The 14,260-nt window shown below is 45.7% G+C and carries 14 protein-coding genes; 6 read left to right on the forward strand and 8 right to left on the reverse strand.

Going from position 1 to position 14,260, the window contains the following annotated elements; genetic code table 11:
• Positions 1 to 5 precede the first annotated feature (5 nt).
• A complete protein-coding gene (gene tatA / locus QUB33_RS08615) occupies positions 6 to 197 on the forward strand; it encodes a twin-arginine translocase TatA/TatE family subunit (RefSeq protein ID WP_190660552.1) in 192 nt (63 codons plus the stop codon).
• 61 nt (positions 198 to 258) lie between these two features.
• Here the strand turns inward: tatA and panB are convergent, their stop codons facing one another.
• The 4 genes from panB to QUB33_RS08635 form a co-directional block, all read right to left on the reverse strand.
• Positions 259 to 1,035, reverse strand: coding sequence for a 3-methyl-2-oxobutanoate hydroxymethyltransferase (panB, locus tag QUB33_RS08620; protein WP_333349450.1), 777 nt, complete (start codon positions 1,033 to 1,035; stop codon positions 259 to 261).
• A 293-nt stretch (positions 1,036 to 1,328) separates the two neighbouring features.
• The gene (locus tag QUB33_RS08625; protein ID WP_333349452.1) at positions 1,329 to 3,248 is read right to left on the reverse strand and encodes a tetratricopeptide repeat protein; all 1,920 of its coding nucleotides are present in this window, start codon (positions 3,246 to 3,248) and stop codon (positions 1,329 to 1,331) included.
• Between the two features lie 249 nt (positions 3,249 to 3,497).
• Positions 3,498 to 4,787 carry an ATP-binding protein gene (locus QUB33_RS08630; protein WP_333349454.1) on the reverse strand — a complete coding sequence of 430 codons (1,290 nt, stop codon included), beginning with the start codon at positions 4,785 to 4,787 and terminating at the stop codon, positions 3,498 to 3,500.
• Positions 4,788 to 5,018: 231 nt separating this feature from the next.
• Entirely contained in the window at positions 5,019 to 6,776 is a 1,758-nt protein-coding gene (locus tag QUB33_RS08635) for a serine/threonine-protein kinase (RefSeq protein WP_333349456.1), read from the reverse strand.
• Between the two features lie 629 nt (positions 6,777 to 7,405).
• Here QUB33_RS08635 and QUB33_RS08640 point away from each other — a divergent pair.
• The 3 genes from QUB33_RS08640 to QUB33_RS08650 all read left to right on the forward strand — a co-directional run bounded on the left by QUB33_RS08640 (position 7,406) and on the right by QUB33_RS08650 (position 9,764).
• Positions 7,406 to 8,836 carry a form I ribulose bisphosphate carboxylase large subunit gene (locus tag QUB33_RS08640; protein WP_006632943.1) on the forward strand — a complete coding sequence of 477 codons (1,431 nt, stop codon included), beginning with the start codon at positions 7,406 to 7,408 and terminating at the stop codon, positions 8,834 to 8,836.
• A 136-nt stretch (positions 8,837 to 8,972) separates the two neighbouring features.
• Positions 8,973 to 9,383 (forward strand): RuBisCO chaperone RbcX, encoded by a 411-nt coding sequence (rcbX, locus tag QUB33_RS08645; protein WP_190745622.1) that lies wholly within the window; start codon positions 8,973 to 8,975, stop codon positions 9,381 to 9,383.
• 45 nt (positions 9,384 to 9,428) lie between these two features.
• Positions 9,429 to 9,764: a ribulose bisphosphate carboxylase small subunit gene (locus QUB33_RS08650; protein ID WP_006632945.1), complete on the forward strand. Its 336-nt coding sequence runs from the start codon at positions 9,429 to 9,431 to the stop codon at positions 9,762 to 9,764.
• A 123-nt stretch (positions 9,765 to 9,887) separates the two neighbouring features.
• On the opposite strand, the gene QUB33_RS08655 is transcribed toward QUB33_RS08650, so the two are convergent.
• The 3 genes from QUB33_RS08655 to QUB33_RS08665 all read right to left on the reverse strand — a co-directional run bounded on the left by QUB33_RS08655 (position 9,888) and on the right by QUB33_RS08665 (position 12,165).
• Positions 9,888 to 10,529, reverse strand: a complete 642-nt coding sequence (locus QUB33_RS08655) for a restriction endonuclease subunit R (RefSeq protein WP_333349459.1) — start codon at positions 10,527 to 10,529, stop codon at positions 9,888 to 9,890.
• 168 nt (positions 10,530 to 10,697) lie between these two features.
• Entirely contained in the window at positions 10,698 to 10,931 is a 234-nt protein-coding gene (locus tag QUB33_RS08660; protein ID WP_333349461.1) for a hypothetical protein, read from the reverse strand.
• Positions 10,932 to 10,941: 10 nt separating this feature from the next.
• Entirely contained in the window at positions 10,942 to 12,165 is a 1,224-nt protein-coding gene (locus tag QUB33_RS08665) for a hypothetical protein (RefSeq protein WP_333349463.1), read from the reverse strand.
• Positions 12,166 to 12,385: 220 nt separating this feature from the next.
• Here QUB33_RS08665 and QUB33_RS08670 point away from each other — a divergent pair, with 220 nt between their 5' ends.
• On the forward strand, positions 12,386 to 12,655 hold the full coding sequence (locus QUB33_RS08670) for a hypothetical protein (protein WP_333349465.1): 270 nt from the start codon (positions 12,386 to 12,388) through the stop codon (positions 12,653 to 12,655).
• Between the two features lie 106 nt (positions 12,656 to 12,761).
• Here the strand turns inward: QUB33_RS08670 and QUB33_RS08675 are convergent, their stop codons facing one another.
• The gene (locus QUB33_RS08675; protein ID WP_333213532.1) at positions 12,762 to 13,136 is read right to left on the reverse strand and encodes a hypothetical protein; all 375 of its coding nucleotides are present in this window, start codon (positions 13,134 to 13,136) and stop codon (positions 12,762 to 12,764) included.
• 567 nt (positions 13,137 to 13,703) lie between these two features.
• Between QUB33_RS08675 and QUB33_RS08680 the strand changes: the two genes are divergently transcribed.
• Positions 13,704 to 14,260, forward strand: a 557-nt coding sequence (locus QUB33_RS08680; RefSeq protein ID WP_333349467.1) for a tetratricopeptide repeat protein, incomplete at its 3' end; no start/stop codon positions are given.

Below are 14,260 nucleotides of genomic sequence, written 5' to 3' on the forward strand. Positions count from 1 at the left end.
ATTGTATGTTTGGTCTGGGATTGCCCGAAATGGGCATTGTTGCGGTGGTGGCCATACTAATTTTCGGCCCCAAGAAGATTCCTGAGTTGGGAAATGCTTTGGGGAAAACGCTGCGGAGTTTTAAGGATGGCATCGGTCAATCTGAGGATGAAGCTGTTGAGAAGGATAAAGAGGAAGAGGGCCAGCCGAAAGTGTAAATTAGGTTTGTAGTGAGGATTTTAGTCCTCCTTTTTAAGGACTCAACTCCTCACTACGAAACTATTGGGGAAATTTGCCTTCTCTAACTTCAAGGGAATAATCTTTCACAGCTTGGGTAATTGTTTCTCGCAAATTGGCGTAAGCTTTCGCAAAAGGCGGCTGTTTTTCAGAAAGTCCCAGCAAATCGGAAGTAACTAAAACTTGACCGTCGCAGTGCGGCCCGGCGCCGATACCAATAGTGGGAATAGTTAATTTTTGGGTAATTTGAGCGGCTAAGTCTGCGGGAATGTGCTCTAAGACGATCGCAAACGCACCGGCTTCTTGAAGGGCGATCGACTCTGCTAGGATGCGATCGGCTGCTTCGGCCGTTTTTCCTTGTTTTTTGTAGCCGAGTTGGTGTACCGACTGCGGAGTTAAACCGACGTGGCCCATCACCGGAATTCCGGCGGATGTTAGCTGCGAAACTGTGGCGGCCATTGCTGGATATCCACCTTCTAATTTTACAGCTTGAGCGCCGGTTTCTTTCAAAGCTCTCCCGGCCGAGTGCATGGCTTGCTGGGGACTTTCTTGGTAAGTCAAAAACGGCAAATCGACAACAATTAATCCTTGTTTAACTCCGCGACGCACTGCTTTAGCGTGGTGCAGCATTTCATCGAGGGTTATGGGTAGTGTTGTCTCGTAGCCTAAGACTGTCATGGCGAGGGAATCGCCGACTAGGATGATATCTACGCCTGCTTGATCGAGGAGTTGGGCGATCGCATAATCATAAGCTGTCAGGGCAACAATTGACCGCCCTTGTTGTTTCCACTGAATTAATTGATGAGTAGTGACTGACATTTTAGTGCAAAAATATAATATTATCTCCTGCTATTACTTATAATATCAAATATAACAAATTATATACAATCCATATTGTAGGGTGTGTGAGGCGCGGCGATTAAGAATTGTCACAAAAAATTGAGCAAATTAATTCAGCGCCTCACGCACCAGCAAAAACTCAATGCACGCCTGCAATGATCCGCCTCAGAACTAGGTATAAGCTGCGAGTGATCAACTAAATAATTTACAATTTAGGCTGCATCTTGTACATTTTAACAATATTTGTAACTGAGCGATATTTTTATTTATTCCTAAATTTCAGCTAATAACTGTTCCCCGAAAGGATGTTTTTGCAATTGCTCAAATGTCAAATGTCCTTTACTGATTCCTTCCCGCCACAGCCCAACATAATTTTTCCACACAATCTGACTGTCGGGGTGGTTTTCTGGCAAGTTATTGCGAAAAATTTCCACTGCTTGCAAATACAGCGGTTCCGCTTCCGAGTACCGCCCTTGGAATTCATAAAGCCCAGCTAAATTGTTGAGGTGAGTGGCTAAATCCGGATGGTCTTCTGGGAGCGAGCGCCTGTCTATTTCTAATGCTTGTAAATACAGTAGTTCTGCTTCCGAGTACCTTCCTTGGTCATGATAAAGTCCGGCTAAATTGTTGAGGCGACTCGCTAAATTCGGATGGTCTTCTGGGAGCGAGCGCCTGCCTATTTCTAATGCTTGTAAATACAGTGGTTCTGCTTCCGAGTACCTTCCTTGGTCATGATAAAGTCCGGCTAAATTGTTGAGGTCAATGGCTAAACCCGGATGGTCTTCTGGGAGCGAGCGCCTGTCTATTTCTAATGATTGTAAATACAGCGGTTCCGCTTCCGAGTACCTTCCTTGGGATTCATAAAGTCCGGCTAAATTGTTGAGGTGAGTGGCTAAACTGGGATGGTCTTCTGGGAGCGAGCGCCTGTCTATTTCTAATGATTGTAAATACAGTGGTTCCGCTTCCGAGTACCTTCCTTGGGATGTATAAAGTCCGGCTAAATTGTTGAGGTGAATGGCTAAACGCGGATGGTCTTCGGGGAGCGAGCGCCTGAATATTTCCACTGCTTGTAAATACAGCGATTCCGCTTCCGAGTACCTTCCTTGGTCATGATAAAGTGCGGCTAAATTGTTGAGGCGAAGGGCTAAATCCGGATGGTCTTCTGGGAGCGAACGCCTGCCTATTTCTAATGCTTGTAAATACAGCGGTTCCGCTTCCGAGTACCTTCCTTGGGAACGATAAAGTCCGGCTAAATTGTTGAGGTGAGTGGCTAAATTGGGATGGTCTTCTGGGAGCGAGCGCCTGTCTATTTCTAATGCTTGTAAATACAGCGGTTCTGCTTCAGAGTACCTTCCTTGGGATTTATAAAGTTCGGCAAGGTAACTTAAACTACTTGATAATTCCAGTTCCACATCTAACTCTTGTTGAAGGGCGATCGCCTTTTTAAAATACTCGATCGCCAATTCATACTCTTGCTGAAAGTTTTCGCACTCTCCAGACTCTATCCTTCTGTAATAAATCTTCCCCATACTGGCATAAAGACTTGCCAAATAGGGGTCTTCGAGTCCTTTTTTCTGTTCGGTTCGCGCGATTAAATCCTGCAAATCTTCCAGCGGAATCAAACTCGGCGGTTCGCGATCGTCCTCTTCAACTAGGGATCGAAACGGTTCAAATTCAGTTTTGGGAACAGCCGCAGTTTTTTTCGTATCAAAGCGAAACACACCTTTCCGCCAACTCCAAAAATCAGGAGACTCATTGCTAATCAGAATTTCAATTTGTCGCGTCACCCACAAGACAATCGAAAACGGAAACTCCCGCAAGGCTTCCCGCGTCCATTGCAAATAGCCAAAAAACACTTGTTGTTCCGATCGACTTTCGCCAAATTGTTTAAAAAACCGCAATTTTTCCACACCCGTCACGGTGATCACGGCTTTTCCCCGCTGCTGCAAATATGCTTCTTGTTCGACTAAATTGGCGATCGCCGATCGCAAACTCGGTTCACCCCTCGCCAATTCTACGCGATAGCGGCGGATATCCGGTTCGAGTTCTGCTTCATAATCCGAAATCAGGCGATCGCGACAGTCGCTATCATCGCAAACAGCGATTAGCAAGTTGAGAATATCTTTACCCGCTTCTATTGACACGAGTAAATCTTCATAATTATCTTGGTTTTGACTGTTGAGATTCGACATAATTGATTGCCATTAGTATCGAAGTCTCGATCCCCCTAAATCCCCCTTAATAAGGGGGACTTTGAGAACACTCTTGTCCCCCCCTTAATAAGGGGGACTTTGAGAACACTCTTGTCCCCCCCTTATTAAGGGGGGTTAGGGGGGATCGACTTTGGACTCAGACATTACCTTAGTCCCCCTTTGCGGGGACTTCGTTTGACAAGAAGCGGTTTCAACCGCCCTTTCAACCGCCGACTCTAAAAAAAATTATTAACGCGGAAAATCATCTCGCTGCTTTAACAATTCTAGCACGATCGGGTGAATGTCGTACCACAAAACACCATTGCGATATTCCAAAACATATAACCCATGCAGCAAGTCCAAAAACCCTTGTGCTTTCGGGTCAGCAGGTTTAAAATCTGTGTAAGTTGCTATTAACATCTCATAATCAGTCGTTCCTAAACGGGTATCAAAATCGATCCGCAATTTATTAATCGCTTCCTCAAAAACCTCAGCATTAATTTTAATCGCCGCTTCTGGATTCCGTCGCACCAACCGCAAACAAATGCGGCAGCATTCGTTAGCAATTCTAATCAATTCTCGCAATACTCCACCGCTGTATGCGACAAGGCGATCGAGTGTTTCCGGTTCGATCAATTCCCTTCCCAAGCGTTTAGCTAAAATCTCTTTCAATCTCGCCGCCGGTTCCGCCATCGCAACAGCATCAGCATTCCGGCTTTCCCCGCGTTTAAACAGCTTACTAACTGGCATAAACACGACTTGATTGTTAGTTTCCGTTTCGACGGTAGCAGCCAAAGAGACATCTCGCAGCGCCGAAATAGGAGTTGTTAATATTATCCTAAAATTTGGCAAGAAAAGCGCTTTAATATGTTCTTGGTAAACTTGGCGAACTACACCTAAATCCAACTTGTCCAGGTCATCGATCACTACAATTATGTCTTTTTTCGCGCCTTCTTGAACTACAGCCGCAATCTCGTTAATTCTTGCAACCAAATCCGAAACTTTGCGAATAAACTCTTGTTTGATTTCTTCACGAATCGTCGCATCAGCTTTTAACTTGCCTTGAATCATCTTAAACAAGTCAAACCCCACCGATCCGCTGGCGCCCAATTCGTCAATTGTTGTTTTAGTTTTAGTGGCAAACCAGTTATAAAATGATTCTTTAATTGATTTTTTGATGGGAATTTGCTTTTTTTCTGCTGCATCCATCAACTGAACGGCGATCGCAAACAAAATATTAATATGATTAACATCCGACATTTCGATCAAGTCGGAAATCGAGAAAAAGACTGTAAAATAGCGATCGTCCATCTGGCGGCAAAACTCGGCCAACAGTGTAGACTTACCGCAGCCGCGATGTCCCGTAAAAATAATTTTACCGCTACCGGAAGGGTCATCTTCGACTAATTGCTCTAATTCTTCAAGCACTTCTGTCCCGTATTCTACTCGGAAGTTCTCGACTTCTTTCGGAGTTATCAGCGGCGATAACTCCATATTTGCATAGGCTGTCCGAAAGGATTCTAATAATATTTTTGACATGGCACTCTGAGGCTATTATTTAATGTTCTTCATGATTATAAGCTGTCTAGCATCTAAATTGTAGATTTTTTGGCGACCTCTCCGGCCCGCCCCACAATAGTTTTCAAAGCCGGATAGCGTGCCTATATCCCCTTAACAAGGGGGGGGATAAGATTACCCAAAGTGAATATTTTTAAGGGAGATTTAGGGGGATATGAATCTGAGGTGAAATGTTTAATGTTTAATTAATTCCTACTTCCAGCCCAACCACCGCAACAAAGGCACAACTAAATAATGACTAACTCCCAAACAAAGCCCGATCGCACTTCCCAACAAACCAAAGAACACAATTGAGCCCCAAACTTGCAGCCAGCCGAAGGTAACGTTAGACAGTGACAAAATCCCAAAGAAACTCCCCGGAAAAATGTTCCAAGCATTCAGCAACAGAAACATTCCCGTAGAGAAAACAGCCACTACCAAAGCGTGAACTAATTGATGGCTCCGCAAACCCATTCCCACCGTCAGAGAGGCGATCGCAAAAGCTCCCAAAATAACCCCCTGCACACCGCTAGAAGCTGTTGCTTCCATCCAGCACAAACCCGCCAACAAATAACCCTGAGCTCCCATCAATCCAGACAGCCAATACTGTTTTTGCTGGCGAAAACTCCCCGCATCTGTCAAACCGATCGCAGTTCCGAACCCCGCCAACCCAAACAGCAGCACTTCCGGCCCGACAGCGAAAGTCATGTTAGGCATTAATTGCTGCAAACCTTGATTCAGAAAACTGGCAATTTCCGGGCCAATAGGCGAAGCATAGGCCAAAACCAAACCGCCGATCGCCCCCGCAGTTCCTCCAACGCCACCGAGTACCATTTCCCAGCCCGTATCCAGAGAAGCTACCACGATTTGGGCGATCGCGCCGAACACAAAACCAGTCAGGCTGACAGTTTTTTGTGCCCCCGCCATCACTACTTGCCGACAGAATTCTACAATAGCTTGACCCATTGGGGCGATCGCGATTTTGCCCTTACTCCTAGCATAAATCTCCTGCAAACGCGCCCGAACATCGCCAGCCGTCGCCGGACGTTCCCGCACGTTCGATCGCACCATATCGTCCAACAAATTCGCCAAAGCCGGACTCACAGATACAATGTGGCGCCACCGCAACTCCCCCGTCATCGGATCTTCAATTTCCGCCGGATACTTCCCCGTCAGCAAGTGAATGCAAGTCCGTCCGAGGGCATAAAAATCCGTCGCCGGCACCACCCCGCCGCCCACAATTTGTTCCGGCGGACTGTAACCGGGCGAAATCAACCGCGTCGAACTCGGAGAATCTTTCCCCACCGATTCGACACCGCCCATCTGTTTAACTCCCCCAAAGTCGATCGTCACCAATTGCAGTCCGCCCAAACCTTTGCTTAGCAAAACTTGGGGCGATGCCGGGTCTCGCAGCATCAAATTTGAGGGTTTAATGTCGCGGTGAATAATCTGACACCTGTGCAACTCCTCTAAAATTTCCACAGCTTGACTCAGCCAACTAAACACCCATTCCTGCGGACATCCCTGAGAGTGCTCGTCGAGAACCTCTTCTAAAGTTTTGCCGTGAATCTTTTCCATTACCAAACAAGGCAGCCGCTTCGCAGCAGGATTTCCCTCGCCGCCTGCAAAATTTTGCGTTTGGACGTGAAAATAACCGTCAGGATCGACTCTAGGGACGCCCGGGTGTCGCAACTTTGCCAAAACCCAAGCTTCTTGCTCGAACAGTTTCAGCGCTTTCGCGGAAGTTTCGAGCAACACTTTCAGGACGCGCTCGGTTTGAGTTTCTGTGTCCCAAACTGTGAAAATTGCTGCAAAACCCCCGGAACCGAGGCTTTCTACAGGCACGTAGCGATTTTTTAGCCGCAGGGGAGCCCCGCAACTATGACAAAAATTGTTGCCCCAAGTCTGAGGGTAGGGCCTTGGGCAATCTGGATTGATGCAGTGAACGGCTTTTGAAGGGGGGTGAGGCACAACCAGAGTAAAAATGGGGCTAAGTATCCATACTAGACTTACGCGCAGCTAACGCAGAAACCCGGTTTTCAGCGAGGTTAAATGGCTGTAACGACGGATTTGGTTTGAGAAACGAGCTTGCTCTTGCTGCACAAGTCATGTCCATATTATGTGGTATGCTGTCGATTTTTGAGTTGACGGTCTGGAAGTCACGGGATTTTAGATTTTAGATTTTGGATTTTGGATTTTAGATTGCATACTGGATGGCAGTTGAGATCGATCTCAACTGCCATCCACAACTTTAGGTATTTCTAACTACTTAGCCCAGATCCATTACCCCTTACCAATTCTGATTTTTAAGTATTAAATTCTTTACATAAACCGTATTGATCCGCTGTTCGGCTCGCTGCACCATATCTTTCTGTCGAGCGAAATTCCTCCCCGCTCTGCGATCCCCAGCCTTTCCTCCTGCATCCTTCGCCGCTGGCTTTTCATAAGAAATGTTACAAATATTTGCCTAATGTAAAGCAAAATAAATAATACTTATGATGATTAAAAGAATATTAAAATTTGAGAACGCCATTTTATTGATATATTTTTAACAGCCTGCGATCGGGCAAAAAAATTAAGCGAATACTAGGAAGCGAGATATGGCTTACGCGCAAACCCAAACTCAATCAAAGGCTGGGTATAAAGCCGGAGTTCAAGACTATAAACTAACGTATTACACGCCGGACTACACCCCAAAGGATACAGATGTTTTGGCGGCTTTCCGGGTAACACCGCAGCCGGGAGTACCCCCTGAAGAAGCCGGCGCTGCTGTAGCTGCTGAATCTTCCACAGGTACATGGACAACTGTGTGGACTGACCTCCTGACCGACCTCGACCGCTACAAAGGTCGCTGCTACGACATCGAGCCAGTTCCCGGTGAAGACAACCAGTACATCTGCTTCATTGCTTATCCTTTGGATTTGTTTGAAGAAGGTTCCGTCACCAACTTGCTGACCTCTTTGGTCGGTAACGTGTTCGGTTTCAAAGCTCTGCGCGCTCTGCGGTTGGAAGACTTGCGGATTCCCATTGCTTACCTGAAAACCTTCCAAGGCCCTCCTCACGGTATTACCGTTGAGCGGGACAAATTGAACAAGTACGGCCGTCCTTTGCTGGGTTGTACAATTAAGCCCAAATTGGGTCTGTCTGCTAAGAACTACGGTCGTGCCGTTTACGAAGTTCTGCGCGGCGGTTTGGACTTCACCAAAGACGACGAAAACATCAACTCGCAACCGTTCATGCGTTGGCGCGATCGCTTCCTGTTCGTTCAAGAAGCTATTGAAAAAGCTCAAGCAGAAACCGGCGAAGTCAAGGGTCACTACCTCAACGTAACTGCCCCTACCTGCGAAGAAATGATGGAGCGGGCTGAGTTCGCTAAGGAAATCAAAACCCCCATCATCATGCACGACTACCTGACAGGTGGTTTCACTGCTAACACCACCTTGGCTAAATGGTGCCGCCGCAATGGTATTTTGCTGCACATCCACCGCGCCATGCACGCAGTTATCGACCGTCAGAAAAACCACGGTATCCACTTCCGCGTTCTTGCCAAGTGCTTGCGGATGTCCGGCGGCGACCACCTGCACTCCGGTACAGTTGTGGGCAAACTCGAAGGCGAAAAAGGCATCACGATGGGCTTCGTAGACTTGATGCGCGAAGACCACATCGAAGAAGACCGCAGCCGCGGTATTTACTTCACCCAAGATTGGGCTTCCATGCCCGGTGTCATGCCGGTTGCATCTGGTGGTATCCACATCTGGCACATGCCGGCTTTGGTGGAAATCTTCGGCGACGACTCCTGCTTGCAGTTCGGCGGCGGCACCTTGGGCCACCCTTGGGGTAACGCACCTGGTGCAACTGCTAACCGCGTTGCTTTGGAAGCTTGCGTCCAAGCTCGTAACGAAGGCCGCAACTTGATGCGCGAAGGCGGCGACGTAATTCGCGAAGCTTGCAAATGGTCTCCTGAACTGGCTGTTGCTTGCGAACTCTGGAAAGAAATCAAGTTTGAGTTCGAGGCAATGGATACCGTTTGATGATTTTGGGTTTGAGATTTTAGGTTTTAGGTAGCAAACTTGCTGTGGAGTCTTTATCTTTGAAGAAGATTTACAAGTAAGTTTGCATCCAAAATCTAAAATCCAAAATCTAAAATTTGAGGGGGCTGGGGTCAAAATGGATCTCAAACAAGTTGCGAAAGACACCGCTAAGGTGCTGGCAAGTTACCTAACCTATCAATCCGTGCGGATGGTGGTCGCTCAGTTGAGCGAAACCAATCCTCCTTTGGCAATCTGGTTGAACGACTTTTCCACGAAGGCCAAAATCCAAGATGGAGAAGCATACATTCAAGAGTTGCTGAGGGAAAATCAAGATTTAGGATTTCGGATCATGACTGTGCGAGAGTATCTGGCTCACGATGTGACAGAATATTTGCCAGAAATGGTTTCTACTGGCATTCAACAGGCGAATATGGAACACAGACGCCAGCATTTAGAGCGAACTACGCAACTTAATTGGTCTGTTCCTAGCAGTAATCCTGAAACATCAATAGATTCTGAACCGAATCTGGATAATTTGTCGAGTTAATCGATCGACAAGTGCGATCGAACACACACCTTAGAGATACAAAAAATGAAGACTTTACCTAAAGAGCGTCGTTACGAAACTCTGTCCTATTTGCCCCCGCTGACAGACGCGCAAATTGCCAAGCAACTCCAATACATCTTGGATCAAGGCTACATTCCCGGCGTAGAATTCAACGAAACCTCTGCCGCTGAAATGCGCTACTGGACTCTGTGGAAGTTGCCTTTGTTTGGTGCTCGCAGCGTCCAAGAAATCATGACAGAAGTTCAAGCTTGCCGTCAAGACAATCCTAGCTGCTACATCCGCGTCATGGGTTTTGACAACGTGAAGCAGTGCCAAGTGCTGAGCTTCATCGTCCACAAGCCTAACACCAGAGGCTACTAAAAAGTATTGGCTGGGTAATCTAACCTTTAGGTTAACAGTCATTGCAGATTGGAGGCGGGGAATTTTCTCTGCCTCTTTTTTTATGTTTGTAGTAAGGAATGCAAGTTCTTCTTCTTCCTTCTGCTATAGCTTACAAATAGCTTTTAAAACTTGCAGCAACAAAATTGAAGGTTCGGGCTCCATCAAAGTCAGAAAGGGCATTAGCTGATAGGTTGGGGGATTTCCTCTGCGGATATGGACAAACTGATAAAACTCTCCGCTAGTTGCCAGCCCCCAAACAGACTCTTGATATTCTAAACTTTTATAGGCGTAAGTTAGAAGTTGGGGCAAACCAGCGCGGGGAGCAATTAGACTATTTTTAGATTCTATTACTAAAATCCAAAATGGTATATCAGCGGCAATTTGTTTCTCTTTGTTGATTGCTAAAATGTCTAATCTGCCTGTAATCGTTGTGTCTTCATCTTCTATAGTTATGTTAGCAATGTCTTGTTTTAGACTCATCTTTATCGGGCGGCGGTAGAAGCCAGCCAATCGCATTAAGGGAAACGTAGTTAAAGCCTGTACCAGTCCTTCAGACACTCTTTCCACTGAGAGGTATTCGCGAAAATCGTTGCGGATTTGGGCGAGTTCTAACTGTTCTATCTCTGTTAAGGATTCTAAGGATAAAAAATTTGTGTACGTGTCATTATTAAGCTGCTCTTGGAATTTCAAAAATTGACTGACTTCACCGAGCGTTATATTTTTGGCGTTAATAGTTGTTGTCATATTTTGATAGTATTTAAGTTTTAGTTATAATTATAACATAGAGATTGTGATAGTCAATTTGTACCATTCTTAAAAACAGGCAAGAGGCCTGTTACACGACATATTAATTTTTTTGTGGGGCGCGCATCTTGCCCGCCCATGAAAGTGACAAAGGGGATAACTGCGAACCTAATCTATCCTTTCCATCACAATTCCATCAACTATTTCATAACCCCAATTAAAATGTCGATTTGCCAACTGCTGGGCCATGTCATACTCACCTAAATTGCAGAGTTCAACTAACTTTTGATATCCTGCATCTCTTTCTCGCTGTAACCTCTCTCCCCGCAGTTTTTCTCTCTCTTCCTCAGAAGGATTTGGTCGCTCTTCTCCCAGCGGATTAATATCGCTAACTCGTTTCATATCAGCCTCATTAAAAAGGGATTGATTCGACTATTTCACCGTCAACTATTTCGTAGCCCCATTCGGGGTTAGCAGCGATTTGTTGTTCAACTATACTTCTGCCGAGAGGAGTTTGGTAAGCTTTTTGCAAAGAGGAAATACTGGGGATTTCGGCGGCGGTTGGCAGCTCTTTTTGTTCGAGTTTTGGCGGTTCAGCAATTGTTTCAGATGTGGATTGATTGAGGGCTAATTGCGGCGCGATCGCCCCTAACTTCCGCATAACGCTATCCTTGGTGATTTGCGGTTTTTCGTTGAACGAAGACGGCAGATATGGTGTGTCAACGCCCTGCTGTTTTGCTTTGAGTGCATCATCAGCAATGCGATCGCACTTTCGCAAAAATCCCTCCCACAAATCTTTGCCCAAAACCGGGTTTCTCAAATCAGCACGGGCTTTAGATACTGCTGCTTCCAGCGGTTCGCCTTTGTGTACGTAATACTGAATACGCTCTTCTTCAAAAGCAGGATAAGGCACTTCCGGCTCGATTTCCCAATCTCGCTTAACTTTCTGACTTTCTCCTAAAGGAATTCCGGCGATAAATTCATCCCAAAAAGTCGAGGTTAAGCCTTTTGTCATGCTGTCAATAATTTTAAATGCCCATCCAGAAGGATTGCCAAATCCTAAGTTGCGCTCTTGAGCATATGCTTCTAAAGCTCGCTGAAAGTTGTGCAGTTGTTCTTGGGAATTCCAAGGGCCGCTAAATCGGTAATGAGGCGTGACAGCAACGGCTATTTGCTGGCGGGGTTGCCCGAAATATTTGTCGGTTTTAACTACATGATTTGGGGGTGATGTTTCGCGGAAAATTTCTACAGGGTGATTGTTGTTTTCGCGACTTATCGGTGTTATAATATCTGCCGGATTCGGTGTCCAAAAGTTATTGAGTTTTTCCTCGAAAGCATCAATGTCCGCCCAGAGTTCTAGGGTGTCGGTGTTGGGATTTGTTAATTTTTCTTTCAGGAGCGATCGCACTTTGAGCTGCTTTCTCGCTAATTCCTGTTCTTCGTGATTTAAACCGGTGACTTTTTCAATTTCGCTGCTGTTGGTTTTTACCCATTCGCCGGAGTAGGAATGTTGTACTTGCCATTGCAATAATTGGCACAGAAAAATACTGGCTGTGACTCCGCCGGTGATTTTGGCTAGTTTGGGATAGTAAATGGCGGAATTTCCGAGATTTCCTAAAAATATTCCTATTTTCATTTTTTATATTCCTAATTCCCTTGAATAGTAGGGTGATATTCGGCGCACCTTACCTCGACTAAACTAGCATGGAGAAACTTAAGATTTTCTTTAAGCTTCTGTCTATTCCTGACTGAATGGAGTTTCTAGAGTAAAAACGGGGATCGCTTATTCGATCGCCTGATTGACATGACTGAATTAAACGTAATAATAAATTATTTACTGTATCCTCCCTCCCAAAATGAATCTAGAACGCCAAGAGGCTTATTTGAACTTGATCGAGCGAGTGCTTACGTGTCCCAACGGCCAAGAACCAGAGGTTTTGAGTTCGTATTCCGATTTAATTGATGCGGGATTTGTGCAAATGCTAATCCAGATATCGGCTTCAATGGCCCGCGAAGGTGACGAAGATACTGCTAATTTTTTAGTGCAACTTGCTCGTTTGCTGGGGAAATCTTTGGGTTTGTCGCCGGATTTGAAGCCCGCTGGGTACAGTAGTGCAAAGGGGTAGAGAAGAGTTGCGATCGCCTCGTTGTATCATGTTTTGAGAAATGAGGGCGATTCCCTCCCCTTAAGGATAGCTTTGCTTCACCTAATTTTTAAATGCAGCTATGGCTTTACAGTTTATATTCGAGAGGCTCGCAAAACTCATTCACCCCAGTTTTAAAGACATAAATAATCACCGAAGTCACCAAAATATCAGGGCAAATTTTTGCTGCCACTAAATCTCTAAATGCTGCATTCAATTGTCCGTTTTTCAACTCTTCTTTAACCTCGGATTTGCAGATAGCAACGCGGCATCTTTTGGCTAATCCGTCTAACCAATTTTCTGATATATTCGGTTCTTGTCCGGCTTGAATTGCTAGAGATATCGCTGCATCTTCGATGTTACCTTCGCAATCTTCGATTGCGTCTAGGGCTTTTAGGGCTTCGGGATATTCGGCTAATTGCGAGCGAAACTGGGCAATTTGTTGTGAGGTAATAATCACCATATTATTTTCCTGTGTTTTCTGTTGGTTGGATAAGTTTAGCAATTAAAGTTGATATTATAGCATTTTTTTCTTTGGGGTTGGGATTGATTGTTTGAATTTTATCACTGGTGCAATAGTTCAATGTGGTTGAAACCCCCGTCTCATAGCGGAGTCCGACGAGGGTTGAAACCCCCGTCTCATAGCTGAAGTCCTCTCAAGAGGACTGATGAGAAGGATTTAAAGGCTAATTAATCCTCTTCAAAATGTTAGATTACGATGTTGCGAAGTCCGACGAGGGTTGAAACGCCCGTCTCATAGCTGAAGTCCTCTCAAGAGGACTGATGAGAAGGATTTAAATGGTAATTAACAATGTTCAAAATGTCACCCTTAATTAACATTGTGTACATCTTCAGTCCTCTTTCAGAGGACTTTCGCTATGAGACAGGGGTTTCAACCCCTGGCGGACTATGGGACTAACGACAAATCACGATGATCGCCTTTTCAACCTCTGGCGGACTATCGGACTGACGACCAATCCCGGCAATTGTTGCTACAATCAAAAAAAACAACCGCCTCAAAATCTCACCAATGTTAGATAAAATCTGGCGATTCCTCAAACAATTAATTCAGCGGCTATTGGGCACCAATCCGAAAATTGAACATCCTCAACCGCCACCAACTTTGACTGATGCGGAATACGAGGCGAAGTTCATGGAACTTCTCGAAGGGGTGAATCAGGGCTGGGGAAAAGGGGATGTTGCGGAATTCTTACTCGCAAAACGCATTAAAAATGGTGATTTGGCGGCTTGGTTGCGGAGGTTTGGCGATCGATTGTTGGAGGGCGGGCACGGGGACACCGCCGCTACGGATGCGGTGGTATCGCTTCAGGAATTGGCGCGCAGGTTGGAGTTGTTGGGTAGAGTTGTGGGCGGGGAATTGGGAGAGGTGGCGGGGAATGTTGGTAGGGAGATTTTGGTTGTGTTTCCGCTAGTTTCGGATCGAGAGGCTGAGGAATGGAAAAAGCGAGGAGATGAGCAATTTATGAAAGGTGATTTTGAAGAAGCGATCGCCTCCTTCGACAAAGCCTTAGAAATCAAACCAGATGATCACGAAGCCTGGTACATTCGGGGCCTTGTACTGGATGA

This window comes from Microcoleus sp. B3-A4, from assembly GCF_036705385.1.
Lineage (GTDB): Bacteria > Cyanobacteriota > Cyanobacteriia > Cyanobacteriales > Microcoleaceae > Microcoleus.